Source organism: Paraburkholderia sp. BR10141, from assembly GCF_056155635.1.
This window is the reverse complement of the sequence record NZ_JBMIQH010000014.1, coordinates 1-23,199: the sequence shown is the minus strand read 5'-3', so window position 1 is coordinate 23,199 and position 23,199 is coordinate 1. Positions and strand designations below refer to the sequence as shown.

The 23,199-nt window shown below is 66.0% G+C and carries 20 protein-coding genes; 10 read left to right on the top strand and 10 right to left on the bottom strand.

Translation table 11 applies throughout. From position 1 onward, the window contains the following. Nucleotides 1-44 precede the first annotated feature (44 nt). The 7 genes from ACOJB8_RS20085 to mnmC all read right to left on the bottom strand — a co-directional run bounded on the left by ACOJB8_RS20085 (nucleotide 45) and on the right by mnmC (nucleotide 9,778). Nucleotides 45-551, bottom strand: coding sequence for an SET domain-containing protein (locus ACOJB8_RS20085; RefSeq protein WP_069264486.1), 507 nt, complete (start codon nucleotides 549-551; stop codon nucleotides 45-47). 291 nt (nucleotides 552-842) lie between these two features. Beyond that, entirely contained in the window at nucleotides 843-1,955 is a 1,113-nt protein-coding gene (locus tag ACOJB8_RS20080) for an NADH:flavin oxidoreductase/NADH oxidase (RefSeq protein ID WP_475013875.1), read from the bottom strand. A 121-nt stretch (nucleotides 1,956-2,076) separates the two neighbouring features. Beyond that, entirely contained in the window at nucleotides 2,077-2,805 is a 729-nt protein-coding gene (locus ACOJB8_RS20075) for a glutamine amidotransferase (protein ID WP_475013873.1), read from the bottom strand. Nucleotides 2,806-3,065: 260 nt separating this feature from the next. Further along, nucleotides 3,066-3,704 carry a MarR family winged helix-turn-helix transcriptional regulator gene (locus tag ACOJB8_RS20070; RefSeq protein WP_069264492.1) on the bottom strand — a complete coding sequence of 213 codons (639 nt, stop codon included), beginning with the start codon at nucleotides 3,702-3,704 and terminating at the stop codon, nucleotides 3,066-3,068. 776 nt (nucleotides 3,705-4,480) lie between these two features. Further along, a complete protein-coding gene (locus ACOJB8_RS20065) occupies nucleotides 4,481-5,596 on the bottom strand; it encodes a YbdK family carboxylate-amine ligase (RefSeq protein ID WP_069264494.1) in 1,116 nt (371 codons plus the stop codon). Between the two features lie 55 nt (nucleotides 5,597-5,651). After that, nucleotides 5,652-6,857, bottom strand: a complete 1,206-nt coding sequence (locus tag ACOJB8_RS20060) for a cation:proton antiporter (protein WP_069264496.1) — start codon at nucleotides 6,855-6,857, stop codon at nucleotides 5,652-5,654. A 938-nt stretch (nucleotides 6,858-7,795) separates the two neighbouring features. Then, nucleotides 7,796-9,778: a bifunctional tRNA (5-methylaminomethyl-2-thiouridine)(34)-methyltransferase MnmC2/FAD-dependent 5-carboxymethylaminomethyl-2-thiouridine(34) oxidoreductase MnmC1 gene (mnmC, locus tag ACOJB8_RS20055; protein WP_475013870.1), complete on the bottom strand. Its 1,983-nt coding sequence runs from the start codon at nucleotides 9,776-9,778 to the stop codon at nucleotides 7,796-7,798. A 463-nt stretch (nucleotides 9,779-10,241) separates the two neighbouring features. Here mnmC and ACOJB8_RS20050 point away from each other — a divergent pair, with 463 nt between their 5' ends. After that, a complete protein-coding gene (locus ACOJB8_RS20050; protein ID WP_027815965.1) occupies nucleotides 10,242-10,520 on the top strand; it encodes an HU family DNA-binding protein in 279 nt (92 codons plus the stop codon). Nucleotides 10,521-10,653: 133 nt separating this feature from the next. Here ACOJB8_RS20050 and ACOJB8_RS20045 read toward each other — a convergent pair whose 3' ends face one another. Both ACOJB8_RS20045 and ACOJB8_RS20040 read right to left on the bottom strand, forming a co-directional pair. Further along, complete coding sequence (locus tag ACOJB8_RS20045; RefSeq protein WP_475013868.1) at nucleotides 10,654-11,979, bottom strand: GTP-binding protein; 1,326 nt, start codon at nucleotides 11,977-11,979, stop codon at nucleotides 10,654-10,656. Nucleotides 11,980-12,156: 177 nt separating this feature from the next. Further along, on the bottom strand, nucleotides 12,157-12,603 hold the full coding sequence (locus ACOJB8_RS20040; RefSeq protein WP_069264500.1) for a lytic transglycosylase domain-containing protein: 447 nt from the start codon (nucleotides 12,601-12,603) through the stop codon (nucleotides 12,157-12,159). Between the two features lie 555 nt (nucleotides 12,604-13,158). On the opposite strand from ACOJB8_RS20040, the gene gspD reads away from it, so the two are divergent. The 3 genes from gspD (at nucleotide 13,159) to gspF (ending at nucleotide 18,276) form a co-directional block, all read left to right on the top strand. After that, nucleotides 13,159-15,495, top strand: coding sequence for a type II secretion system secretin GspD (gspD, locus tag ACOJB8_RS20035; RefSeq protein WP_475013865.1), 2,337 nt, complete (start codon nucleotides 13,159-13,161; stop codon nucleotides 15,493-15,495). After that, nucleotides 15,492-16,988: a type II secretion system ATPase GspE gene (gene gspE / locus ACOJB8_RS20030; protein WP_475013863.1), complete on the top strand. Its 1,497-nt coding sequence runs from the start codon at nucleotides 15,492-15,494 to the stop codon at nucleotides 16,986-16,988. The genes gspD and gspE overlap by 4 nt, the downstream gene beginning before the upstream one ends. A gap of 70 nt (nucleotides 16,989-17,058) precedes the next feature. Beyond that, a complete protein-coding gene (gspF, locus tag ACOJB8_RS20025; RefSeq protein WP_028203270.1) occupies nucleotides 17,059-18,276 on the top strand; it encodes a type II secretion system inner membrane protein GspF in 1,218 nt (405 codons plus the stop codon). A 45-nt stretch (nucleotides 18,277-18,321) separates the two neighbouring features. Here the strand turns inward: gspF and ACOJB8_RS20020 are convergent, their stop codons facing one another. Continuing rightward, on the bottom strand, nucleotides 18,322-18,735 hold the full coding sequence (locus ACOJB8_RS20020; protein ID WP_342949153.1) for a hypothetical protein: 414 nt from the start codon (nucleotides 18,733-18,735) through the stop codon (nucleotides 18,322-18,324). Between the two features lie 211 nt (nucleotides 18,736-18,946). Between ACOJB8_RS20020 and gspG the strand changes: the two genes are divergently transcribed. The 6 genes from gspG to gspL all read left to right on the top strand — a co-directional run. Beyond that, nucleotides 18,947-19,411 carry a type II secretion system major pseudopilin GspG gene (gspG, locus tag ACOJB8_RS20015; protein WP_069264508.1) on the top strand — a complete coding sequence of 155 codons (465 nt, stop codon included), beginning with the start codon at nucleotides 18,947-18,949 and terminating at the stop codon, nucleotides 19,409-19,411. 21 nt (nucleotides 19,412-19,432) lie between these two features. Beyond that, on the top strand, nucleotides 19,433-19,948 hold the full coding sequence (locus tag ACOJB8_RS20010; RefSeq protein WP_475013861.1) for a GspH/FimT family pseudopilin: 516 nt from the start codon (nucleotides 19,433-19,435) through the stop codon (nucleotides 19,946-19,948). 13 nt (nucleotides 19,949-19,961) lie between these two features. Continuing rightward, complete coding sequence (gene gspI / locus ACOJB8_RS20005) at nucleotides 19,962-20,390, top strand: type II secretion system minor pseudopilin GspI (RefSeq protein WP_342949250.1); 429 nt, start codon at nucleotides 19,962-19,964, stop codon at nucleotides 20,388-20,390. Beyond that, nucleotides 20,368-21,051 carry a type II secretion system protein J gene (locus ACOJB8_RS20000; RefSeq protein WP_368682652.1) on the top strand — a complete coding sequence of 228 codons (684 nt, stop codon included), beginning with the start codon at nucleotides 20,368-20,370 and terminating at the stop codon, nucleotides 21,049-21,051. The genes gspI and ACOJB8_RS20000 overlap by 23 nt, the downstream gene beginning before the upstream one ends. Next, the gene (gene gspK, locus ACOJB8_RS19995) at nucleotides 21,048-22,178 is read left to right on the top strand and encodes a type II secretion system minor pseudopilin GspK (RefSeq protein WP_368603740.1); all 1,131 of its coding nucleotides are present in this window, start codon (nucleotides 21,048-21,050) and stop codon (nucleotides 22,176-22,178) included. The genes ACOJB8_RS20000 and gspK overlap by 4 nt, the downstream gene beginning before the upstream one ends. Before the next feature lie 34 nt (nucleotides 22,179-22,212). Continuing rightward, a partial coding sequence (gene gspL, locus ACOJB8_RS19990; protein ID WP_475013859.1) for a type II secretion system protein GspL occupies nucleotides 22,213-23,199 on the top strand: 987 nt, incomplete at its 3' end.

Here is a 23,199-nt window from a genome sequence, read left to right as displayed (position 1 = left end):
ATGCGGCCCTTATGCTTGATACGGTGCGACGCGCGCTGCGCCGTTTACTTCTTCTTTTTGCTCTTGCCTTTCGACGCTTTCGCGCCCTTCCCGGACTTGTCGTCGTCGGGCGGCGCGAGCATCGTGCCGCGACACTTGCGGGCGCCGCATCGGCATTCGTATTCGCGTTTGAGCTTCTTCGTCTGCTTCGCGTCGATCACGAGGCCGTAGTCGTAGAAAAGCTCCTCGCCTTCAGCGATATCGCGCAACGCATGAATATAGACGTGTCCTTCGATTTCCTCGGCTTCGCAATTCGGCGCGCACGAATGATTGATCCAGCGCGCGCTGTTGCCCTTCACCTTGCCGTCGATCACGTCGCCGTCGTCCAGCGCGAAATAGAACGTGTGATTCGGTTCGTCAGGATTATGCGGATGACGCCGCAGCGCTTCCTTCCAGGAGATGCGCTCGCCCTTGTATTCGATCAGTCGTTCGCCGGTCGCAATGGGGACCGCCGCAAACACGCCCTTGCCGTGCACGCCCGACTGGCGCACGACGATCCTGCGTTCACTCATTGAATGAATCCTTGTGAAGTACTGGGGGAGACTGTCCCGGTCATGACAGGCGGCGTGGAACCTGTCCCTCCGCGCGCCGCCCGCGGCTCTCTCATGAAGCCGTGCCTGGCGGTCTGCCTGGCCTTGCATCGGCCCTTGCATCCCGGCTCGTCGCGCTCCGTACGCAAACGCGGCGCCGATTGGGCGCCGCGCTCATGCGACGCCCGGCGCGCCACAGACGGCATCGTACACGCTCGCGCCTCTTTCGTTCAACCCATATGCGCCGTGTGAAACCGCCACGCGCAGCGTGTCTCAGCGCTGGCCGAGCGTCGTCTCGCCAAACAGCTTCTTCAACTCGCGCGGTTGCGAGCGCCAGTATTGCGGCGGCGCGCTCACGCTCGCGCCGAGTTGCGCCGCGGCGTGCCATGGCCAGCGCGGATCGTAGAGCATCGCGCGCGCCATCGCGATCATGTCGGCTTCGCCGTCTTCGACGATCTGATTGGCCTGCAAGGCGTCGGTGATGAGGCCCACCGCAATCGTCGTCATGCCCGTTTCGGCCTTCACCTTGCGCGCGAACGGCACCTGATAGCCGGGCTCGAGCGCGATCTTCTGCAGCGGCGACACGCCGCCCGACGACACGTCGATCCAGTCCGCGCCGCGCGCCTTGAGCGCCTGCGCGAGGACGACGGTGTCCTCGGGAGTCCAGCCGCCATCGACCCAATCCGTTGCCGAAACGCGCACGCCGATCGGGCGATCGGCAGGAAATTCGGCGCGCACCGCGTCGAACACTTCGAGCGGAAAGCGCATGCGGTTTTCACGCGAGCCGCCGTATTCGTCGCTGCGCTGGTTCGCGATCGGCGAGAGAAATTGGTGCAGCAAATAGCCGTGCGCCGCGTGGATTTCGAGGGCGTCGATGCCAAGACGCGCAGCGCGGCGCGCCGTGGCCACGAACGCATCGCGCACGCGATTCAGACCCGCGACGTCGAGTGCGAGCGGCGGCGCCTCGCCTTCCTTGTGCGCGAGCGCCGAAGGCGCGTGCGGCAGCCACCCGCCGTCGGCGACCGGAATCAGCTGGCCGCCCTCCCAGGGCACATGACTCGACGCCTTGCGACCCGCGTGCGAGATCTGCATGGCGATGCGGATCGGCGAGTGGCGGCGGATGGCGGCGATCACGGGCTCGAGTGCGGCTTCGGTCACGTCGTCCCACAGGCCGAGACAGCCCGGCGTGATGCGGCCGTCCGGTTCGACGGCCGTCGCTTCGATGCAGAGCATCGCGGCGCCCGAAAGCGCCAGGTGGCCGAGATGGATCATGTGCCAGTCGTTGGCTTCGCCGCGCTCGGCGGAGTACTGGCACATCGGCGAAACGACGATGCGATTGGGGAGCGTCACGCCACGCAGTTCGAGCGGACTGAAGAGCTTGCTCATGGGAGGTCCCCGGACGGTTGGCAGAAGCGTCCGAGAATAGCACGCGCTTTTTTCACGCGTTCGACAAGGCACACGACGCGTGCGCCGGCGCGAATTGGATCAGGCTCGGTTCAGGCGCGCGTCAGGGTTGGCGCGCGGCCATCTGGGCGTCGACGGCATCGAGCCATTCGCCGAACATGCGGCTCGCCTGCGCTTCGAGGAGCGGCCCGTGGCGCGCCGTGTCGTCGCGCAGCGCGTTCACGTCCACGCCCGCGCCGGCGATTTCGGCGGCATGACCGATCAGCCAGGGCTCGAAGCGGTCGGCGCGCACTTCGGGGTGGCACTGCAGGCCGAGCACGTTATCGCTCCAGGCAAACGCCTGGTTCTCGCAGAGCGGCGTGGAAGCGAGCCGCGTGGCGCCCTGCGGCAGATCGAAGGTATCGCCATGCCAGTGCAGCATGGAGGTCGCCGCGCCGTCGAGGTGCTGCAGCGGCGAGCCGCGGCCGGCGTCGGTGAGCGTGAGCGGCGTCCAGCCGATCTCGGGCTGGGGTCCCGCATACACGCGCGCCCCGAGCACGCGCGCAATGAGCTGCGCGCCGAGGCAGATGCCGAGCGTAGGCAGACCCGCCGCGATGCGCTTTTCGATCATCGCGGCAAGGGGAACGAGGGTGGGATAGCGCGCATCGTCGCACGCGTTGATCGGCCCACCGAGCACGACCATGAGCGACGCCGACAAGGGATTGAGCGCGCCGACGCGGGCGAAGCCGACATCGACGTAGCGCACGGGGCGGCCGCGGTCGCCGAGCACGCGCTCGAAGCTGCCGAGGTCCTCGAAATAGACATGGCGCACAGCCAATACTTCGCGATTCATCGGCACATTCCCGGGTCGGCTGTGGACGGCATGCACGTCACCGCTTTTTCACGGCGCCTGCGAACGTTTGCGCCAACGGTCGTGACAAAAACTTGTGGCAAATACTTGTGGCAAATACTTGCGAGAACTACGCAAATTGCCATGCACGCGTTTGATGCACGCAAAGTCCGCACGCCAACGACCGCGCGGTGCTTTGCATTACCGTGCATTACATGCGTTGCGCGCGCCGCCCGCATGGGGGCGGCGGCGCAGCTTCGGCCTTAAACCGCGAAGATCTTCCAGTTTTTCTTCTGGGTCGTCACGTCGGCCTGTTCGTAGACCGAGCAATCGAGACGCAGATCCGTGTCAGCCATGTCGATATTCAGGAGCTGGCAGTGATGCGGCGTCTTCTTCGGGTTCTTGCTCGGCTCGAAATGCGAGCAGGTCAGGCACATGCGGTGCTGCGGGCTGGTTTCCTGCGATTCGAGCAGATAAACCGTCTTGAGCAGCGAGCGATACAGCGTGGACTGCTCGTCCGCCTTCAGCGTGCCGACCGCCTTCGACAGGAAGTCGGGCCACTGCGAGGCCTTTTTCGCCGCCGTGCGGCCGCGCGAGGTGAGACGCACCGCGAGCGCGCGGCCGTCGTCGAGCGCACGGCGCTTTTCGACGAGCCCCTTGGTTTCGAGCGTGCTCACCGCATCGCTGGTGGTCGCGGCCGTGAGGGCCGTTTCACGCGCGATCTCGCCGAGGCGCATCGGCCCCTTACGCTGCATCAGCAGCACGAGAATTTCGCCCTGGGTAGGCGTGAGGCCTGCCCCTTCGGCCCAGTCCCACGCCTGGCTCCGCATTGCCGTGCTAAGTCGCAGCAGGCTATGGGTCACCCGCCCGGCTGCCTGCTCTCCGTATACGCCTTCGCTCATAGTCTTTCGCTGGTTATTGGCAGCTTGCGCTGCATCGTCAGCCGCCGCTTTGACCGACGGCCTGTGGGAACGCTGGCGCCCGGTTCCCCGAGCGCCGCACCATCTCAAAAAATCCTGCTTCGCATACGTCATCGTATGCGTTGCACTGTCATGTTTCTTGCCGCAGGCCCCGAAAACATCCTTCAAGTCCCGACGCCAGTGCAGCAAACCGACATTCTATGCGAGAGCGGCAAATCGCACAGCTAACTTATCCAACGTGAATTGTGGATAACCCGTTGATAAGCACGCTATTGCCTTGTGTACAGGTTCCTCGCTGCTCGCCGTCGTCGCCCCGCGACCCATGCAGGTTATCGCGGATTTCTGTCTCGAACGCAACTGGAATCTGCCCGATCGGGCCTAACCAATCATTACGTAGTCCATTGAGTTTGCAGGGAAAACGAAGGTTACCCACAAAGGCCTGGGCTATTTGTCCTTGAATATGGACCATGTCGGGACTCAGGTCAAAAAAATAAGAACCCCCAGGTACCTCGAAGGCGGCAAAAAAATTTTCGTGCACTTCGAAAAAAGTGGCGTGCGGAACCAACGCAACCCGTTTTTGGCCCGCTTTTCACACGCTGCCTACCGGTTTTCCGGTCCCCCAAAGCACGAAGGGCAGCCCGAAAGCTGCCCTTGCATCCTGTTTTGCCGGCGCGGGGCGTGCTTCCGACACCTCCTGCCCCCCGCAAAAATCGGTCAGTGGTCCTGTCTGTCCGCCGGCTCCCTCTTTTCGATTCCCATCAGGCGCGCCAGCGCAGGCACTGCTGGCGCACCGCTTCATGCAGCGATTTTTCCTCGGCCACCACGCTGCGCAGCCACGTGGCGTCGTTGTTCTGCGCACGGGCGATCGTGCCGATTTCGGTGAGCGCGCGCGTCGAGCCGAGCACTTCGCCGTGCGGGGCGATCCGGTCCAGCGTTTCGAGGATGTCTTCGGAAATCGTGCGGCGCTCGCCCGTTTGCGGATTCACGCAGGTGCCGGCGAGGCCGAAGCGGCACGCCTGGAATCGGTTGAACGTGTACACGAGGTAGTCGTCCTCGAGCGGCGCGATCGGTCGATCGGTGAGCAGATGGCGCGCGAGCGTCTGGATGTAGCAGGCGATCGCGGCGGCGCGCTCCACCGAAAGCGGCGTGTCCATCACGCGCACCTCGATCGTACCGAAGCCGGGTTTCGGGCGGATGTCCCAGTAGAAGTCTTTCATGCTGTTGACAACGCCCGTGTGCACCATCTTCGAGAAGTACTCCTTGAACTCCTCCCAGCTCAGCACGAACGGCGCGCGGCCCGACAGCGGAAACGCGAACACGGAATTCAGTCGTGCCGAATGAAATCCGGTGTCCACCCCCTGGACATAGGGCGACGATGCCGAGAGCGCGATGAAATGCGGGATGAAGCGCGAAAGCGAGTGCAGCAGGAAGAGCGCGCTGTCCGCATCCGGGCAGCCGATATGCACGTGCTGGCCGAACACCGTGAACTGCTTCGCCAGGTAGCCGTACAGTTCGGACAGATACTGAAAGCGCGGCGTATCGACGATGCGCCGGTCGCTCCATTGCTGGAACGCGTGGGTACCGCCGCCGCACAGGCCGACGTTGAGACGATCGGCCGCGGCGACGAGCGTGTCGCGAATCTTGCGCAGATCGGCCACAGCCTGCTCGTGATTCGTGCAGATGCCGGTGGAGAGTTCGATCATGCTTTCGGTGATTTCGGGCGTGATGTTGCCCGGAATCTCCTGATCTTTGACGAGGCGCATGAGGTCGCTCCCCGCCTTGGTCAGATCGTAGTCGTGCGTGTTGACGATCTGCATTTCGAGTTCGACGCCGAACGTAAACGGCTTCGAATCGACAAACGTTTCAAGTGACATGGCGTTTCCTGTCGGGGCGTCGCGCGCAAGCCGCCGGCCGCGCGCGCCGCGAGATTCATTTTTCGCCGCGTTCGCCGACGAGCGCGAGCGCGCGATAGACCACCCAGGGGCCGAAGAGCTGCAGCACGACGATCGAGCAAAGAATGATCGCGCGCAGGCGCGGATCGAACGTCGGATAGAGCTCGTAGGTGTCCTCGACGAGCAGCAGCGCGAGTGCCGACATCGGCGTCAAGGCAAGGCCGAGCGCCACACCCTGCTTCCAGTGCAGCCCGCTCGGCTTGGCGAACATCAGCACGCCGACGAGCTTGGCCGCGACACGGGCGACGATCAGCCCCGCCGCCGCCGCGCCGCCCACGAGAATGTCGTGCCACTCGAAGGCGGTGAGCGTGAGCACGAACAGAATGACCGTGAGCAGCCATCCGGCCGTGCCGAAATGCTGCGGCCACAGCTGCGGACGCGGCTCCAGATTCTTCACGATGATGCCCGCGGCAAGCAGGCTCAGGATCGTCGAGAGCTTGAGCAGGTGCGCAATGGCGATCGCCAGCAGCACGAGGCCGAAGAGCGCGACGAACGAGTGCTCGTCCTGCGGGCTCAGCCGGCGGTAAAACAGCGTGCAAGCACGGGCGAGCACGAACGCGAGAATCAGCGAGCCGATCAGCAGATAAAGCGGCTGCAGGATCGTCGCGAACACGTTGCCGTACATCTCCTGATGCAGCCAGGTCGAGGCGAGCTTTTCCACGATCACCGCATACATGCTGTTGAGCGCCGTGAGCGTGAGCAGGCGCTGCGTGACCTGGCCTTCTGCGCGCAGCTCAGTCTTGAGCTGGATCACCATGGCAGGCGACGTCGCCATGGCGATCGCCGACACGACGAGCGCGATCATCGTCGGCACGGAAAGGAACAGCAGCACCGCGAGCACGAGCACGAAGGTGAGCGAGGACTCGGCAAGGCTCGACAGGATGAGCCAGGGATTGCGGCGGATCCAGCGCAGGTCGAGACGGCTGCCCAGTTCGAACAGCAGCAGGCCGAGCGCGACGTCGAGCAACGGCCGCGCGGCCGTGCCGACATCGGCGTCGATCACGCCGAACCCGGCCGATCCGGCAATGAGCCCGATCACCCCATAGCCCGAGATCCGCGGCAAGCGCCACGCCCGATAACAAAGCTCGCCGCACAAACCGGCGGCGAGCAGCGCGAGCCCGGCCCAGAAAATTCCGTCGAGCTGCAACGGCCAGGCGGGAAAAAACGAAAACGCCGACTTCATCGTGGTGGCTTCTCCTTGGCAACGACATCTTGCGTGGGATCGAATCCGGCTGTCCGACGTTGGATCGACATACGACCGGCTAACAGGCAAGCCGCGTGCCGCACGAGGCGAACGACACCTCTACTCCCCGTCCGTTGTCGGCTTGCTCTGCGCCTGGCGCTGCGCCAATCGATGCAGCCGGCTGGCCCGACGATATGACGATTGGGCGAGCTGGCGCGAATACGCGCTTCCTGCGGCGAGTGCGGACGAACAGTGCGGCAAAACGCTGCGACAAAGCAGCCGGCACATGGCGGTGCGGCGAACAGCCGGTACGGGCGCTTGCGTGTGGTGTGGCTGCGCCCGCGTTGGATGAACGAACGCTGCCGTCTACCCTGAGCACTCAGATTCAGGATGAGGGGCAACCGTTCCTTGGATGCGTCGACCGTCTGCTGCGGCATTTGACGCGGAAAGAACGGCGATTGTGCCATAGCTTTTTTGCAATTGCCCCACCGCATCGAAAGCATCGACAAAGACGGTAATAGCGTCCTCATTGTGCGCTTTTGGCGACGTATGCGGAAAAAATGACCGCCTCGGGGGGCGGGCGGCTTTCGTCTGGTTTTTCAAGCCCGGCTGGATCGTCCTTGCCGACAGCGATGGCGCTAGCTTGGGGTTTACTGTTTACCGTATGTATACGTAGTAGAAGTTAACAAGGGCCTGGATTTCCTGTGGATAACCGGGGTTTACTGAAAGGAATCCGGGAGTTGGCGTTCGCACAACCGCGCGCAAAGCATGTGCGGTCCATGCGCACTTCGAAGAGTAACTTTTGGGCCTGGAACGGGGCGTGCTGAGTTACCCCGTTTACGTCCACACCGCTTCCACACTCGATTCGCTGGCAACTCGCGCGGTTATCCACAGATTGGCGTGGATAACCCGGGCGGCGCTTTCCCGTGTGGGGGCGATCAAAGACTGCGCTGGCGCAAGGCGCGCTGGAGGAAGCGCGCCGGATCCAGCTGGTCCGCAAGTTCCCGCTCCAGCGGCCAAGGCTCGCCTTCCAGCTGGGACGCGATCAGCTCCGCCCCCAGTCCCGCCCAAACGAGCCCGCGCGAGCCAAACGCGTACGCGCCGTAGAGGCCGCTTGCGCGCGGCAGGTCGAGGGGCCATGCGCCGGCCAGACGCGGGGCGTCGCGGCGGGCGGCGTCTTCGTCGGCGAGCGGGCCGAGCATCGGCATGCGGTCGCTGGTGACGCAGCGGAACGCCACGCGGCCCGCGAAATCGCGCTCGCCCTCGCGCTGGGCCGCGGCAAGCCCGGGGAGCATGTGCGCGACACGTTCGATGTTCTCGGTATGGCCGGCGGCGCGCAGCGCGTCGTCGGCGTCGTCGACTTCGTAGGTGGCGCCCGCGAGCGTAACGCCGCCGTCGAGCGGCACCGCATAGCCCTCGCCGATCACGGGTACGCGCAGGTTCGCGAGCGGGCTGGGATCGACGAGCGTGAGCTGGCCGCGCACGATGCGGGTGGGCGCATGCGCGAGCGCGGCGGCGCGCGAGGTGTCCTGGGCGTTGGCGAAGATCACCGCGGCTGCCTGGGCGACGAGCCGTCCGGCATCGTCGAACACCTGCCATTCACCGGATTCCTGTTCGCCGGCGCGGGCAATGTGACCGATACGCACACCGAAACGTGTCTCGACCTGCGCGCCGGGCAGCGCGGCGGCGAAGGCGCATTGGGCGCGGCAGAGCGTTGCCGGGTCGATTGCGCCGCCCTGCGGATAGAACCACCCGCCCTGATTGAGCGCGATGCCGGCCAGCGCCTGGGCTTGCTCGCGCGTGACGGCGCGCACGAATTCTTCGGGATAGCCGAACGATTCCAGCGCGGCGGCGACGGCGCGCGATTCGTCGTCAGTGGCGAGATGGAGCAAGCCGGCGTGCGAGCGCCTGGGCGCGTGGCCGGCGGCTTCGAGCGCGGCCCAGCGTTGCAGCGCGTAGAGAAACCCGGCGCGCGTGATGCGCGACGCGCTGCTGTCGTCACGCGAAATCAGCGGATGAAACACGCCGGCTGGATTGCCCGATGCCTCGAGCGCGGGCGCGGCGTTGCGTTCGACGAGCGTCACACGCCAGCCGCGCACGGCCAGCCGCTCGACGAGCGCGCAGCCGGCGAGTCCCGCTCCCACGACGACGGCGTGCCGCTCGCGCAGCGCAAGCGGCAGCGGCGGCTCGTAGCGGCGCACGCGCCAGCGCGGCGCGAAGCGTCCGACCAGCATCGCCCACTTGCCGTTGAAGCCTTCCACCTTGCGGTATTCGAAGCCGTTTTGCTCCAGCGCGCGCTTGACGTCGCCCGAACTGCTCCAGGTCGCGAAGGTGGCGTCCTCGCCGGCGATGCGCGCGAGCGCCTTGAAAACGACCGGCGACCAGAGGTCGGGATTCTTCGCCGGAGCGAAGCCGTCGAGGTAGATCGCATCGGCGCGCATCCACATTTTGGGAAATTCCTCGAGTGCATCGCCGAAAGCGAGCGTGAGCGTGACGCGTCCGCCCTCGAATTCGAGGCGATGGGTGCCCGGCACGAGCATCGGCCAGGCGTTCACGAGTTCGTGCGCGAGCGGCGCTTCGCGTGCGTGTGCAACGACTGCGTCGAGCGCACTTTTCAGGTCGTTGCGCGCGAACGGATGCTTTTCCACCGAAACGAAATGCAGGCGTTCGCAGCGCGCCGGGTCGTCGCGCCATGCCGACCACGTGGCGAGAAAGTTCACGCCCATGCCGAAGCCGGTTTCGACCACGGTGAAGATCCGCCTGTCTTGCCAGCGCTGCGGCAGCGCGTTGCCTTTCAGAAAGACGGCTTGAGCCTGTGCGAATGCGCCGGCAGTGCTGTGATAAACGTCGCCATAGATGGGCGAAAACGGCGTGCCGTCTTCCCGGAAGGCGAGCGTGGCGGGTGTCAGGGTGGCGGTCATGAGGAACGCGAAGCCAGAGGTGAGGAGAAAACGGACAAGCAGCGCGGCTGGAAAAAGCGTGTGACGAAGGCGGATCGCGTTGCCGCAAACGCTTGCCGGGCCGGCGTTTGCGCGCATGCTGCGTTGGCGCGGCGCAACGCGTGCGGCGGGAAAAACGTCGCAGGCGGGGGGATTTGCGGTGGTGGGCACCCCAAAAAGGTCTACAAGCTCCAAAAAACCCGCATTTCCCGCGCGAAATCTTCGAAACCCTTGTCGTTATTGGGTTTGCGCTGCGCTATCATAGCAAGCGCCGCCCAGGGAAGCGGCAGCACGGACGTTGCGGCATCAGACACACGCTAGTCGCCGCAACGCGAAAACGCCGGGGTGCTCCGGGTCCGTCGCTGCTCGACGGCGCGGCACGCGTCCGTATAATCGGCGCGTTCGCGCTGTTCGTGTCAACCTAAACACAGAAAGGAACTTCTCAATGAATAAACAGGAACTGATCGACGCCGTCGCAGCACAGACGGGCGCTAGCAAGGCACAAACCGGCGAGACGCTGGACACGCTCCTCGAAGTGGTCAAGAAGGCTGTGTCGAAAGGTGATGCGGTTCAGCTGATCGGCTTCGGCAGCTTCGGTTCGGGCAAGCGCGCAGCCCGTACGGGCCGTAACCCGAAGACCGGCGAAACCATCAAGATTCCCGCTGCCAAGACCGTCAAGTTCACGGCTGGCAAGGCGTTCAAGGACGCCGTCAACAAGCGCTAAGGCATTGCCGCTTTAAGTTGACACCCGCCCCTGGCGGGTTTTTTTTCGCCTGCGCGGTGCATGCATCGCTGGCGAAAAAGCAAACGGCGCCGCATTTTTGCGGCGCCGTTGTTCGTTGAGCGCGTCGTTCCGGTCAGGCGGGACGGTGGACGATCTCGTCGTGATCGCCGTGATCATGATCGTGATCGTCGTCGTCGAGCTCCCACGACGGGAACGGGTCGGCGTAGCCCAGCCACGCTTCGGGGCCTGCCGCGTATTCCGCATCAGTGAGAAGGCAGGCATCGAGCTTCGCGCGCCATGCGTCGCGCTCGAGATCCACGCCGATCATCACCAGCTCCTGACGGCGATCGCCGACGCTCGGGTCGTCGAGATCGCCTTGCCAGTCGGCGGCGATTTCCTTTTCGAGTTCGGCGTCCTGCGGCCATTCCTCGCGCGGCAGCGCCGCCCACCACGTGCCCGCGGGACCGTGACGACACACGCCGCCCGCCTGCGAGAGCGTGCCCGTCACGTCGTTGCGCGTGGCGAGCCAGAAGAAACCCTTCGAGCGCAGCACACCCTTCCATTCCTGGTTGAGCAGCGCCCAGAAGCGCTCGGGATGAAACGGGCGGCGTGCGCGATACACGAAGTTGCTGATGCCGTATTCGTCGGCTTCGCTGCGCGGCGCATGCGCCAGATCGTGGCAATGCGCCGGGTCTTCGCAATGGTCATGCTCGTGCAGCGAGGCGAGCCAGCCCGGCGCGCTCGATGCCGCATCGAAATCGAAGCGGCCGGTGTTGATCACCTCCTCGAGCGGCACGTTGCCGAAGCGGCTCACCACCTGCACCGCGCGCGGATTGATGCGCGCGAGAATGTGCTGCAAGCGTGCGAGTTCGTCGTCGCTTACGAGGTCGGCCTTGTTGAGCACGAGCACGTCGCAGAACTCCACCTGATCGACGAGCAGTTCGACGATCGCGCGGTCGTCTTCCTCGCTCGCTGCCACGCCGCGCTGCGCAAGCTGGTCGGCGCTCGCGTAGTCGCGCAGGAAGTTGAATGCGTCGACGACGGTGACCATCGTGTCGAGACGCGCGAATTCATCGAGCGCGATGCCGTCGTCGCCGGCGAACGTGAAGGTTTCCGCGATCGGCATGGGCTCGGCCACGCCGGTCGATTCGATCACGATGGCGTCGAAGCGCTGGCCGGCGCGAGCCGGATCGGCGAGGCGCTGGATCTCGGTGAGCAGGTCGTCGCGCAGCGTGCAGCAAATGCAGCCGTTCGACAATTCGACCACGCGCTCTTCCACGCGCGAGAGTGCCGAGGCGTCACGCACGAGCGCGGCGTCGATGTTCACCGAGGCGAGGTCGTTGACGATCACCGCCACGCGCAGGCCTGCGCGGTTCGACAGGATATGGTTGAGCAGCGTGGTCTTGCCCGCGCCCAGAAAACCCGAGAGCACGGTGACGGGCAGTGGCGGCTGGTTCATCGCAGTTGTGGTGCAAAAAGTGAGTCGGGAGGCGCGCCGCGCGAAAGGACCGAAATCCTCGTCAGGGTGCGGCGTCAGGCAGCATTTTGCACCATGTGCGCGCGCCACGCAGGGCACGCATGCCGCCGCATTCAGGGCGCGAGCACGCTGTGAGCGCTCAGCACGCGCTCAAGCGCGCTATTGCATGAGATGCCACTTGCGCAGAATGTCTGCGATCTGCTGCGCGTAGAGGTCGCGCAGCGTCGGCGTTTCGGAATGGTAAGCGCCGACGGCAGCCCACGTGTTGCCGTACTTGTTCATCTTCTGGCGCAGATGCCACGCGGCGATATAGACGTTCTTGCACGGCTCCATGAGCGTGCTTTGCGAAATGCCGTACTGCGAGAGCACGGGCAGATGCACCGAATTGATCTGCATGACGCCGTAGTCGATCGAACCGTTCGCATTCCTGTGTACTGCGTCGGGACGGTTGTGCGACTCCTGCCAGGCAATGGCGCGCAGGATCAGCGGATTGACCTTCTGGTAGCGCGCGGCCTCGTCGAAACAATCCGCGTGCGCGAGCGTGCTGACGCTCGCGGTGACGAGCACCACGGCGGCGGCAAGCGTAGCGGACCAGACGTTAGGCATGGCGACTCGCGCGGAAACTGACAAAAGGGCAAGCAAAAGACAAGCAAAAGGACAAGCCCGGAGACGAACGGCACAGCCTGCAGAATGACGCAATCTCTCGCGAGCCGGTCTGATTTCTGGCGCGCAATGCGGGAATTCCCACATAAAGACAGGGGGAAACGCGCGTTGGCCATCCTTCGGGCCGCTCGTATGATACCGGTCACTGATGACGCGTCAAGCTGGCTGCTCAGACAAGGCGCAGCGCTTCGAGCCAATTGAAGTCCACGCGCTCTCGCTCGCGAGGCATGCATGCTTACAAACAGCTTGGGATTACCGGCTGGCGCGGCTCGGCGATTAGAAGAATTCCCCGGAGAGCCATTTTTTGTGACAAATTCGACACGAAAAACTGCTACTGTTTCATCTTTTGTTGACTGACGGACGTCCGGGCCGAGGAGAGCCGGCGTCGGCACTAGTCAGGAAAGCACAGGCGAATCGGCCCCACAGCCGTACGTCGAGGACGAATAGCCGCGCGCGTCTGCCGCTGGCTTCGATAAGACACCCATGAGAAGAAATCGTATGGCTTTGCGTCGCGTCGCCACGGCGCTGCTCGTGAGCGGACTGATTACGGCACAGCTTGCCTATGCGCAGGTCACGCTCAATTTTGTCAACGCCGACATCGATCAGGTGGCGAAGGCAATTGGCGCCGCCACCGGCAAAACGATCATCGTCGATCCCCGCGTGAAGGGGCAGCTCAATCTCGTCTCCGAAAACCCCGTACCTGAAGACCAGGCGCTCAAGACCCTGCAGTCGGCGCTGCGCATGCAAGGCTTCGCGCTCGTGCAGGATCACGGCGTCCTGAAGGTCGTGCCGGAAGCCGACGCCAAGCTGCAGGGCGTGCCGACCTACGTGGGCAACGCGCCGACCGCGCGTGGCGACCAGGTGGTAACCCAGGTGTTCACGCTCAGACACGAGTCGGCGAACAACCTGCTGCCGGTGCTCCGCCCGCTGATCTCGCCGAACAACACCATCGCCGCCTACCCGGCCAACAACACGCTCATCGTGACCGATTATGCGGACAACGTGCGCCGCATCGCTTCGATCATCGCGGGTGTGGACTCGGCCGCCGGCCAGCAGGTGCAGGTAGTACCACTGCACAACGCCAATGCGCTCGACATCGCGCCGCAAATCGCGAAGATGCTCGACCCGGGCGCGATCGGCGCCTCGGACCCGTCGCTGAAGGTGTCGGTCATCGCCGACCCGCGCACCAATTCGCTGATGCTGCGCGCCTCGAACGCGCAACGCCTGGCCTCGGCGGTCCAGCTCTCGAAGCAGCTCGACGCGCCGACCAGCATGCCGGGCAACATTCACGTCGTGCCGCTGCGCAATGCCGACGCTACGCAGCTCGCCAAGACGCTGCGCGGCATGCTCGGCAAGGGCGGCAACGATACGTCGTCGTCCGGCAATGCGAACGGCTTCAACCAGGCAGGCAACAGCGGCGGCGGCGGCGGCATGTCGACCGGCACCTCCGGCACGCCGCCGCTGCCGTCGAGCTCGCTCAGCGGCGGTACGTCGTCGGGGAGTTCACTAGGCGGGGGCAGTTCGTACGGCAGCGGCGGTGGCGGCAGCAACGAAGCCCCGTTCCTCGGCGGCGACAAGGACAAGGGCGACGAGAACCAGCCGGGCGGCATGATCCAGGCCGACGCGGCGACCAACTCGCTGATCATCACGGCGCCGGACGCCGTGTACCGCAACCTGCGCGCCGTGATCAACCAGCTCGATGCGCGGCGCGCGCAGGTCTATATCGAGGCGCTGATCGTCGAACTGAACTCGACCACCAACGCCAACCTGGGCATTCAGTGGCAGGTGGCGAATGGCAATTTGTACGCCGGCACCAATCTTTCCACCGGCAGCGGCAACAGCATCATCAACCTGACGGCCGCTGCGGCCGCCGACGCCAGCACCGGCGGCCTTGCAAGCGCGCTCGGGGCTTCCGGCCTCCAGCAGGGCTTGAACGTGGGCTGGATCAAGAACATCTTCGGTGTGCGGGGTCTCGGCGCCTTGCTGCAGGCGCTCTCGCAAACCGCCGACGCCAACGTGCTGTCCACGCCTAACCTCATTACGCTCGACAACCAGGAAGCGAAGATCGTCGTCGGTACGAACGTGCCGATCCAGACGGGGTCGTATTCGAACCTCACGAGCGGCACGGCGAGCACGGCGTTCAACACCTACGATCGTGTGGACGTGGGCCTGACGCTGCACATCAAGCCGCAGATCACCGACGGCGGCATCCTGAAGCTGCAGCTGTACACGGAAGACTCGGCGATCGTGACGGGCACGACCAACGCGACGACCAATCCCGCCGGCCCCGAATTCACCAAGCGTTCGATCCAGTCCACGGTGCTGGCCGACAACGGCGAGATCATAGTGCTCGGTGGCCTGATGCAGGACAACTACCAGGTCGCCAACAGCAAGGTGCCGCTGCTCGGCGACATTCCGTGGATCGGCCAGCTGTTCCGCTCGGAAAACAAGACCCGCGAGAAGACCAACCTGATGGTGTTCCTGCGTCCGGTGATCATCAGCGACCGCGACACGGCGCAGGCGGTCACGTCGAATCGCTACGACTATATCCAGGGCGTGACGGGCGCATACAAGTCCGACAACAACCTGATCAAGGATCGCGACGACCCGGTCGTGCCGCCGATGCCGGTCGGCCCGAGCCAGGGCGGCTCCGCGCTGAACCTGTTCGACCTCGACCAGATGCGGCGTCAACAGGCGCTGGGCGTGCAGCCCGCGGCGCCCGCGAATCCGGCAAGCGCCGTGCAAATGCAGCCCGCCGCACCCGTGCAAACGGCGCCGGTCGAAACCACGCCGGTGCAACAGGCGGCGCCTGCCACCACGCGGGTGCAGCCGTGAGCACGCCGCACGCGCCTGCGGCCAACGGCGGAGCGGAGCGCGAGCCGCCCTCGCCGCTTGCCGCGCGCCTCGTGCCGTACGGCTTTGCGCGCAGCGGCCAGATTCTGGTCGCCCAGCAGCGCGCCGAAGGCCTCGAAGTGTGGATCAGCGAGCGCACCTCGCAGGCCGCCATCGCCGAGGTCGCGCGCAACTTCGGCGCGTTCGCGCTCGTGCGCGTACCGGCCGACGAACTCGCGCAGGCCATCAACCAGGCGTACGCGCGCCAGGACGGCAGCGCCGCGCAGGTGGTGGGCGAAGTGGAAGGCGAAGTCGATCTCTCGCGCCTCATGCAGGACATTCCCGAAGTGGAAGACCTGCTCGAGTCCGAAGACGACGCGCCGATCATCCGTATGATCAACGCGCTACTCACGCAGGCCGCGCGCGAGCAGGCATCGGACATTCATATCGAGCCGTTCGAGAATGCATCGGTCGTGCGCTTTCGCGTGGACGGCACGCTGCGCGATGTCGTGCGCCCGAAGAAGGCGCTGCATGGCGCGCTGATCTCGCGTATCAAGATCATGGCGCAGCTCGACATCGCCGAGAAACGCCTGCCGCAGGACGGCCGCATCACGCTGCGCGTGGGCGGGCGTCCGGTGGACGTGCGCGTGTCCACGCTGCCCACGGGCCACGGCGAGCGCGCGGTGCTGCGTCTGCTGGAAAAAGACGCGCAGCGCCTGAACCTCGAAGCGCTCGGCATGGCCGGCGACACGCTCGGCAAGTTCGACCAGCTGATCGCGAAGCCGCACGGCATCGTGCTCGTGACCGGCCCGACGGGCTCGGGCAAGACGACCACGCTCTACGCCTCGATGTCGCGGCTCGAAACGGCTACGACCAACATCATGACCGTGGAAGACCCGATCGAGTACGACCTTTCGGGCATCGGGCAAACCCAGGTGAACGAGCGTATCGGCATGACGTTTGCGCGCGCGTTGCGCTCGATCCTGCGTCAGGACCCCGACATCATCATGATCGGTGAAATCCGCGACCTCGAAACCGCGCAGATCGCCGTGCAGGCGTCGCTCACGGGCCACCTCGTGCTCGCCACGCTCCATACCAACGACGCCGCCTCGGCGGTGACGCGACTGACCGACATGGGCGTCGAGCCGTATCTGCTCGCGTCGTCCCTGCTCGGCGTGCTCGCGCAGCGCCTCGTGCGCCAGCTCTGCCCCGTGTGCAAGGAAGAACGCGTGGAAGACGACGGCAGAAAGCGCTGGCATCCGGTGGGATGCGATCGCTGCGGTCATTCGGGCTACGCGGGACGGCGCGGCGTGTACGAACTGCTGCTCATCGACGAGCCGATTCGCGCCCTCATCCACCGCAATGCCGCCGATGCGGAGATCTTCGCGGCCGGCCGCGCACAAGGCATGCGCACGCTGCGTGAAGACGGCGAGCGTTGGGTGGAAGCGGGCAGGACGTCGCTCGAGGAAGTGCTGCGCGTGACGGGCGGCGCGTAATGCGCCGCACGACGGGCCGCACGATGAACCACCAGATGGACGCTCAATAAAAGCGAGGGCGATCAGCAACATGCCGGCATTTCGCTTCGAAGCCATCGACGCCACGGGTAAAGCGCAAAAAGGCGTGCTCGACGCGGACAGCGCTCGCGGCGCGCGTGCGCTGCTGCGCGGCCAGGGCCTCACGCCGCTCGTGGTCGAACCCGCCGCGAGCCGCACGCGCGGCGCGCGCCAGCAACGGCTCGCGCTCGGGCGCAAGCTCTCGCAACGCGAGCAGGCGATCCTCACGCGCCAGCTCGCGAGCCTGCTGGTGGCGGGACTGCCGCTCGGCGAGGCGCTTGCGGTGCTCACCGAGCAGTCCGAGCGCGACTACATCCGCGAGCTGATGGCGGCCATTCGCGCCGAGGTGCTCGGCGGCCATTCGCTCGCCAGCGCCCTCGAGCAGCACCCGCGCGACTTCCCGGACATCTACCGTGCGCTCGTGGCCGCGGGCGAGCATACCGGCAAGCTCGGCATCGTGCTGTCGCGCCTGGCCGACTACATCGAGCAGCGCAACGCGCTCAAGCAGAAGATCGTGCTCGCCTTCACGTACCCGACGATCGTCACGATCATCGCGTTCGGCATCGTCACGTTCCTGCTCAGCTACGTGGTGCCGCAGGTGGTGAACGTGTTCGCGAGCACGAAGCAGCAACTGCCCTTGCTCACCATCGTGATGATGGCGCTCTCGGGCTTCGTGCGGCAGTGGTGGTGGGCGGTGCTGATCGCCGTGGCCGTGGTCGCGTGGATCGTGCGCTCTACCTTGCGCCGGCCCGGCCCGCGTCTCGCATTCGACCGCTGGATGCTCACCGCGCCGCTCGCGGGCAAGCTCGTGCGCGGCTACAACACGGTGCGCTTTGCGAGCACGCTCGGCATTCTGAGCGCGGCGGGCGTGCCGATCCTGCGCGCGCTGCAGGCGGCCGGCGAAACGCTCTCGAACAAGGCGATGCGCACGAACATCGACGAAGCCATCGTGCGGGTGCGCGAAGGCACGTCGCTGTCTCGGGCGCTTGGCAACACGAAGACGTTTCCGCCCGTGCTCGTGCACCTGATCCGCTCGGGCGAGGCGACCGGCGACGTAACGACCATGCTCGACCGCGCGGCCGAAGGCGAGGCGCGCGAACTCGAGCGGCGCACGATGTTCCTCACGAGCCTGCTGGAGCCGCTCCTGATCCTGGCGATGGGGGGCGTGGTGCTCGTGATCGTGCTCGCGGTGATGCTGCCGATCATCGAGCTGAACAACCTCGTGCAGTAAGGCGTACGAACCGCACGAAGTCGCGTGAAGGCAGGCGCGCCGAACTCAGCGCACGTAGATGGTGGGACCGGCTGCGTTGGGCGGCAGGAAGATTTCGGAGTGCACGCCGTGGCGGTCGATGAGGATCGAGCGGGGGCGCACTTCGAAGAGTTTGGAGTTCTGGTCGATCGGGCCGCCGAGCGAAATGGCCCGCGGGGGTTCGCCGCCCACGCTGACGATGGCCGCTGCGCCCTGCGCGAGCGAGAGGATGCCGAACAGGTGAATGTCCTGCACCGGGTTGCGCTCGAGTCTGCCGCCGAACAGCGTGCCGGCCTGATCGAGCGAAACCGGCACCCGGGCGGCGGCGGCCTGCACCGGCGCCGCGCGGTTCGTGGCGAGGGTGATCGTCCACCACGTGGCCGTGGCGCAGAACACCGCAAACGCGGCGAGGGAAAGAAGGCGGATTTGCAGTGGGCTCATGCGCTCATTGTACGAAGGTTTATGAAATTTTTGATGTACGCGTTTGCCATGCCCGCAAGGCGTCGGAAAGGCGTCATCGTGTGACATTACAATGACCCGTCATGCGTGCGAGGACACGGCCGATACAAGCGGCGGGTCCGATCGCAGGCGGGACGAAGCGCGGCGCACAGGCGTGCACCGCAACCATATCTAGCGAGGGAGGAAAGAACTCATGTCCATGTGGGCCAAACGCCGTGCCGAAATCGAAGTCACGCGCGCGCGCCGCCAACGCGGCTTCACGCTCATCGAAATCATGGTCGTGATCGCGATTCTCGGCATTCTGGCCGCGTTGATCGTGCCGAAGATCATGAGCCGCCCCGATGAAGCGCGCCGCGTCGCCGCGCGCCAGGACATCGGCACGATCATGCAGGCGATGAAGCTCTATCGCCTCGACAACGGCCGCTATCCGACCCAGGACCAGGGGCTGCAGGCGCTGGTGCAAAAGCCGACCACCGAGCCCGTGCCGAACAACTGGAAGGACGGCGGCTATCTGGAGCGTCTGCCCAACGACCCGTGGGGCAACGCGTACCAATACCTGAACCCGGGCGTGCACGGCGAGATCGACGTATTCAGCTACGGCGCCGATGGCAAACCCGGCGGCGAGGGCAACGACGCCGACGTCGGGTCCTGGCAGTAAGTCGTCCGCCACGGCGTAGCCATGCAACCGAGCCGCCTCGTCCCTTGCCGGGACCGCCGATCGACACGCACCGCGCGCAATTCGCGCGCGGCGGGCTTCACGCTGCTCGAAATGCTCGTGGTGCTGCTGATCGCGGGGATTCTCATCTCGCTCGCTTCGCTCACGCTCACGCGCAATCCGCGCACCGACCTGAACGAAGAAGCGCAGCGACTCGCGCTCCTGTTCGAATCGGCCGGCGACGAGGCACAGGTGCGTGCCCGGCCCATTGCATGGCAGCCGCTCGCGGGCGGGTTTCGCTTCGATGTCCATACCGAGGACGGCTGGCGTCCGCTGCGCGACGATCTGCTCGGCCCGCGCAACTGGGAAGGCGGCGTGACCGGCGTGGCGATCACCTACCCCGGCAGCGACGACACGCAGGCCAACCGGCTCATTTTCGGCACGGAAGCCGTGGACGTGCCGGTGCAGGTCACGCTCTTCTCGGCAGCCGGCCAGGCGACGATCGTCGGCACCGGCACTGGCCGCTTCGAGGTGCGCTGAGATGCGGCGCTCGATGCATGGGGGAAAGCGCGGCCACGGTGCCCGCGTGAATCGTCCGGCTCGCCCGCTGCGCGAGCGCGGTTTCACGATGATCGAGGTATTGGTTGCGCTCGCAATCATCGCGATTGCGCTGGCCGCGTCGTTGCGCGCTGTGGGCAGTCTCGCCGCGAGCGAGGCTGATCTGCACGACCGCCTGCTCGCGGGCTGGAGTGCGGACAACACGCTCGCGCAACTGCGTCTCGCGCACGCGTGGCCGGACCTTGGCGAGAGCAGCTTCGACTGCTCGCAGGGCAATCTGCGGCTGACCTGCACGCAGCAGGTCGCGACGACGCCCAACCCCGTCTTCCGGCGCGTGGAGGTGTCGGTGACGACGCCCGGCCGTTCCGGCAATCTCGCGCAACTCGTCACGGTGCTCGCCAATGAGACGAACCGCTCGTTGTGACCGCGCGCGCGTCGCCGCGTCAGCGCGCGGCTTCACGCTGATCGAGCTGCTCGTGGCGATCGCCATCATGGCCGTGGTCGCGATCCTCTCGTGGCGCGGCCTCGACGAAATCGTGCGCGGGCGCGAAACCATCACGCGCTCGATGGCTGAGGAACGCGTGTTCGCGCAGATGTTCGACCAGATGCGCATCGACTTGCGCGCAGCGACCTCCGATGACGAAGCGGGCGGCGTCGCGATCTCGCTCGACGGCGGCGCGCTGCAGGTCGTGCGCGCGTTCGCGGTGCCGCCGGGCGCCGCGCCGCGAATGCAAGTGGTGCGTTACCGCGTGTCGGGCGGCCAGGTGGTGCGCTATGCGTCGCCCCCGCTTGCCAATCTCGGCGAGCTGCGGCGCGCGCTGCGCGGCGGCGAAGGCGACAACTGGGGCGCGTTGCCGATGATGAGCGGCGTGGACGTCATCAACGCGCGCCTGTACGTGCCGAAGACAGGCTGGACGGCGAACATGCAGGACGTGCGCTCGCAGGTAAGCGGCTACAACAACGATCTCAAGGTGCCGCAGCTCGGCAACGCCCCGTTGCCGCGCGCGGTGACGGGCGTGCAGGTGAGCGTGGGTTCGCATTCGCTCGAGCGGCCGGTGGCCCGCGTATTCATGGTGGGGGAATGACGTTGCGTACACAACGAACCTCCACTCGGCGAACCGGACGATTCGGCCGCTCTACGCGCGCACGGCGCGGCGCGGCCATCATCAGCGCGCTGCTCGTCGTGGCGCTGTCGGCGATCCTCGTCGCGGGCATGTTGTGGCGCCAGCAGGTGCAATTGCGCCGCATCGAGAATCAGCGTCTGCTCGCGCAGGCGCAGTGGATTGCGCGCGCCTCGCTCGACTGGACGCGCCTCGTGCTGCGCTCCGAAGCGGATACGTCGGCGGGCATCACGTATCTCGGCGGCGCGTGGGGCGTGCCGCTCGCGAGGACGCGCCTGTCCGACTTTCTCGGCCAGATCGGCGAGGCGCGCGCGCAACAGGGCACGGACACCTGGCTCTCGGGCTCGATCGAAGACGCTCAGTCGCGCTTCAATCTGCGCGATCTGGTGGCGTCCAACGCGCCGGGCTCGCTGCAGCTGAACCTGACCGAAATCGAAGCGTTCGCGCGCTTGCTGCAGATTCTCGGCATCGACCAGCAACTCGCCAAGAACACCGCGGTGTACCTGCGCTCGGGCCTCTCCTACTCCGCAACGCGCTTCCAGACGCAAACCGCCACGACGAGCGGCACCTCGCAAACCGAGGTGCTCGCCGGCGGCGGCTCGACTGGCGGCGGCAACTACACCGACAACCCGGGCCTCTCGGACAGCGACAACAACAGTGGCGTCGCGCCGCTCCTGATGACGAGCGTCGATTCGCTGCTCGACGTGCCCGGCTTCACGCCCGACGCCGTTGCGCGGCTGCGCCCGTTCGTGACGATCCTGCCCACCGTGACGCCCGTGAACATGAACACGGCGAGCGCCGAGGTGATCGCCTCCGTCGTAACGGGCATGAGCCTGTCGAACGCGCAGGCCCTCGTCGCGCGTCGCCAGAGCGTGTTTTTCCGCAACGTGAGCGACGTGCAGCTCGCGCTCGAAGGCGTAGGCGTAAAGCAGGCCTCGATCGACACGACGCAGATCGACGTCAACACGAGTTATTTTCTCGTCCATGGGCGCGTGCAGCACGAGCGCGCCGAGGTGGACCGCACGACGCTAGTCTGGCGCGACCCGCTCACTCATACGACGCGCATCGTGCGCGTTCGCGACGAACCATGAATCCGTCCCCGACCAACATCGAAAAGAGGTGCGTTTGAGCACGCTGATCGTCCTCATGCCGCCCCGCGACCCGGCGGTCCACTCGCAGGAATGGCAGCTGCCGGAACTGCCGTTCGTGCTGCTCGACAAGACGGGCAACACGCAACGCGCGGGCCGTTCGGCGCTCGGGCTGCTGCCGAAGGCCTCGGCCACCATCCTGATGATCGCCGCGCGCGACCTGCTCACGCTCGCCGCCACCGTGCCGCCGCTCAAGGGGCCGCGGCTGCGTCAGGCGCTGCCGAACGTGGTCGAGGATCATCTGATCCAGGATGCGCAGACCTGCCATCTGGCGCTCGATCCCAAGCGCCTGGCCGACGGCCGCCAGGTGGTGGCGGCCATCGATCGCGGCTGGTTCCGCTTTCTGCTGGAAGGCTTCACCGCCGCGGGGCACCGCAATCTGCGCGCCGTGCCGGTGGCGCGCTGCCTCCCGGCCGCGCAGGCGGTGGAAGCGGTTCAGGAGGTTCAGGTGACTGAACCGGCCGAGCCCGCCGAGCCGGGGGCAGCGCCCGGCGCCGCGCCTCCCGCGCCTCCCGCGCCCGAACCCGTGACCGCATGCGTGCTAGGCCATGTCGTCGCGACTGCACCCATGCTGCTGCCCGGCGTCGCGCCCGAGCCGGCGGCAGCCACGGCGCAAGCGGCGCTCGAACTCGCGATCGTGCGCGGCGCGCTCGCCGAGGGCTTCGCGGTGCCTGCCGCGAGCGTGGCCGCTACCGTCACGGCGCTCGCCGGCGGCGCGCCGGTTTCGGGCTACGTCCTCACCAATTTGCCGGGCGAGCCCGTGAGCGCCGCCGCACGTGCGTCGCTGGCAGCCGCATTGCCGGGCGCGCAGCCGCTCACGTTCGAGGCGCTCGCGCGCCGCGCGCTCGCCTGCCGCTTCGACCTCTGCCAGTTCGAGTTCGCCTCGCAGCCGTGGCGGCTCGACCGCGCGACGCTGCGCCGTCTGCGCGTGCCGATCGTGCTCGTGGCGGCGTCGCTCGTCGTG

What these genes read in the sequence shown, in the direction of transcription:
- ACOJB8_RS20010 (WP_475013861.1), top strand. Translation starts at nt 19,433, where the DNA reads ATGCAACCGAGCCGCCTCGTCCCTTGCCGGGACCGCCGATCGACACGC.
- ACOJB8_RS20000 (WP_368682652.1), top strand. Translation starts at nt 20,368, where the DNA reads ATGAGACGAACCGCTCGTTGTGACCGCGCGCGCGTCGCCGCGTCAGCG.
- ACOJB8_RS20075 (WP_475013873.1), bottom strand. Translation starts at nt 2,805, where the DNA reads ATGAATCGCGAAGTATTGGCTGTGCGCCATGTCTATTTCGAGGACCTC.
- ACOJB8_RS20050 (WP_027815965.1), top strand. Translation starts at nt 10,242, where the DNA reads ATGAATAAACAGGAACTGATCGACGCCGTCGCAGCACAGACGGGCGCT.
- gspI (WP_342949250.1), top strand. Translation starts at nt 19,962, where the DNA reads ATGCATGGGGGAAAGCGCGGCCACGGTGCCCGCGTGAATCGTCCGGCT.
- gspG (WP_069264508.1), top strand. Translation starts at nt 18,947, where the DNA reads ATGTCCATGTGGGCCAAACGCCGTGCCGAAATCGAAGTCACGCGCGCG.
- ACOJB8_RS20040 (WP_069264500.1), bottom strand. Translation starts at nt 12,603, where the DNA reads ATGCCTAACGTCTGGTCCGCTACGCTTGCCGCCGCCGTGGTGCTCGTC.
- ACOJB8_RS20060 (WP_069264496.1), bottom strand. Translation starts at nt 6,857, where the DNA reads ATGAAGTCGGCGTTTTCGTTTTTTCCCGCCTGGCCGTTGCAGCTCGAC.
- gspF (WP_028203270.1), top strand. Translation starts at nt 17,059, where the DNA reads ATGCCGGCATTTCGCTTCGAAGCCATCGACGCCACGGGTAAAGCGCAA.
- ACOJB8_RS20080 (WP_475013875.1), bottom strand. Translation starts at nt 1,955, where the DNA reads ATGAGCAAGCTCTTCAGTCCGCTCGAACTGCGTGGCGTGACGCTCCCC.
- ACOJB8_RS20070 (WP_069264492.1), bottom strand. Translation starts at nt 3,704, where the DNA reads ATGAGCGAAGGCGTATACGGAGAGCAGGCAGCCGGGCGGGTGACCCAT.
- ACOJB8_RS20065 (WP_069264494.1), bottom strand. Translation starts at nt 5,596, where the DNA reads ATGTCACTTGAAACGTTTGTCGATTCGAAGCCGTTTACGTTCGGCGTC.
- ACOJB8_RS20020 (WP_342949153.1), bottom strand. Translation starts at nt 18,735, where the DNA reads ATGAGCCCACTGCAAATCCGCCTTCTTTCCCTCGCCGCGTTTGCGGTG.
- gspK (WP_368603740.1), top strand. Translation starts at nt 21,048, where the DNA reads ATGACGTTGCGTACACAACGAACCTCCACTCGGCGAACCGGACGATTC.
- ACOJB8_RS20085 (WP_069264486.1), bottom strand. Translation starts at nt 551, where the DNA reads ATGAGTGAACGCAGGATCGTCGTGCGCCAGTCGGGCGTGCACGGCAAG.
- mnmC (WP_475013870.1), bottom strand. Translation starts at nt 9,778, where the DNA reads ATGACCGCCACCCTGACACCCGCCACGCTCGCCTTCCGGGAAGACGGC.
- ACOJB8_RS20045 (WP_475013868.1), bottom strand. Translation starts at nt 11,979, where the DNA reads ATGAACCAGCCGCCACTGCCCGTCACCGTGCTCTCGGGTTTTCTGGGC.
- gspD (WP_475013865.1), top strand. Translation starts at nt 13,159, where the DNA reads ATGGCTTTGCGTCGCGTCGCCACGGCGCTGCTCGTGAGCGGACTGATT.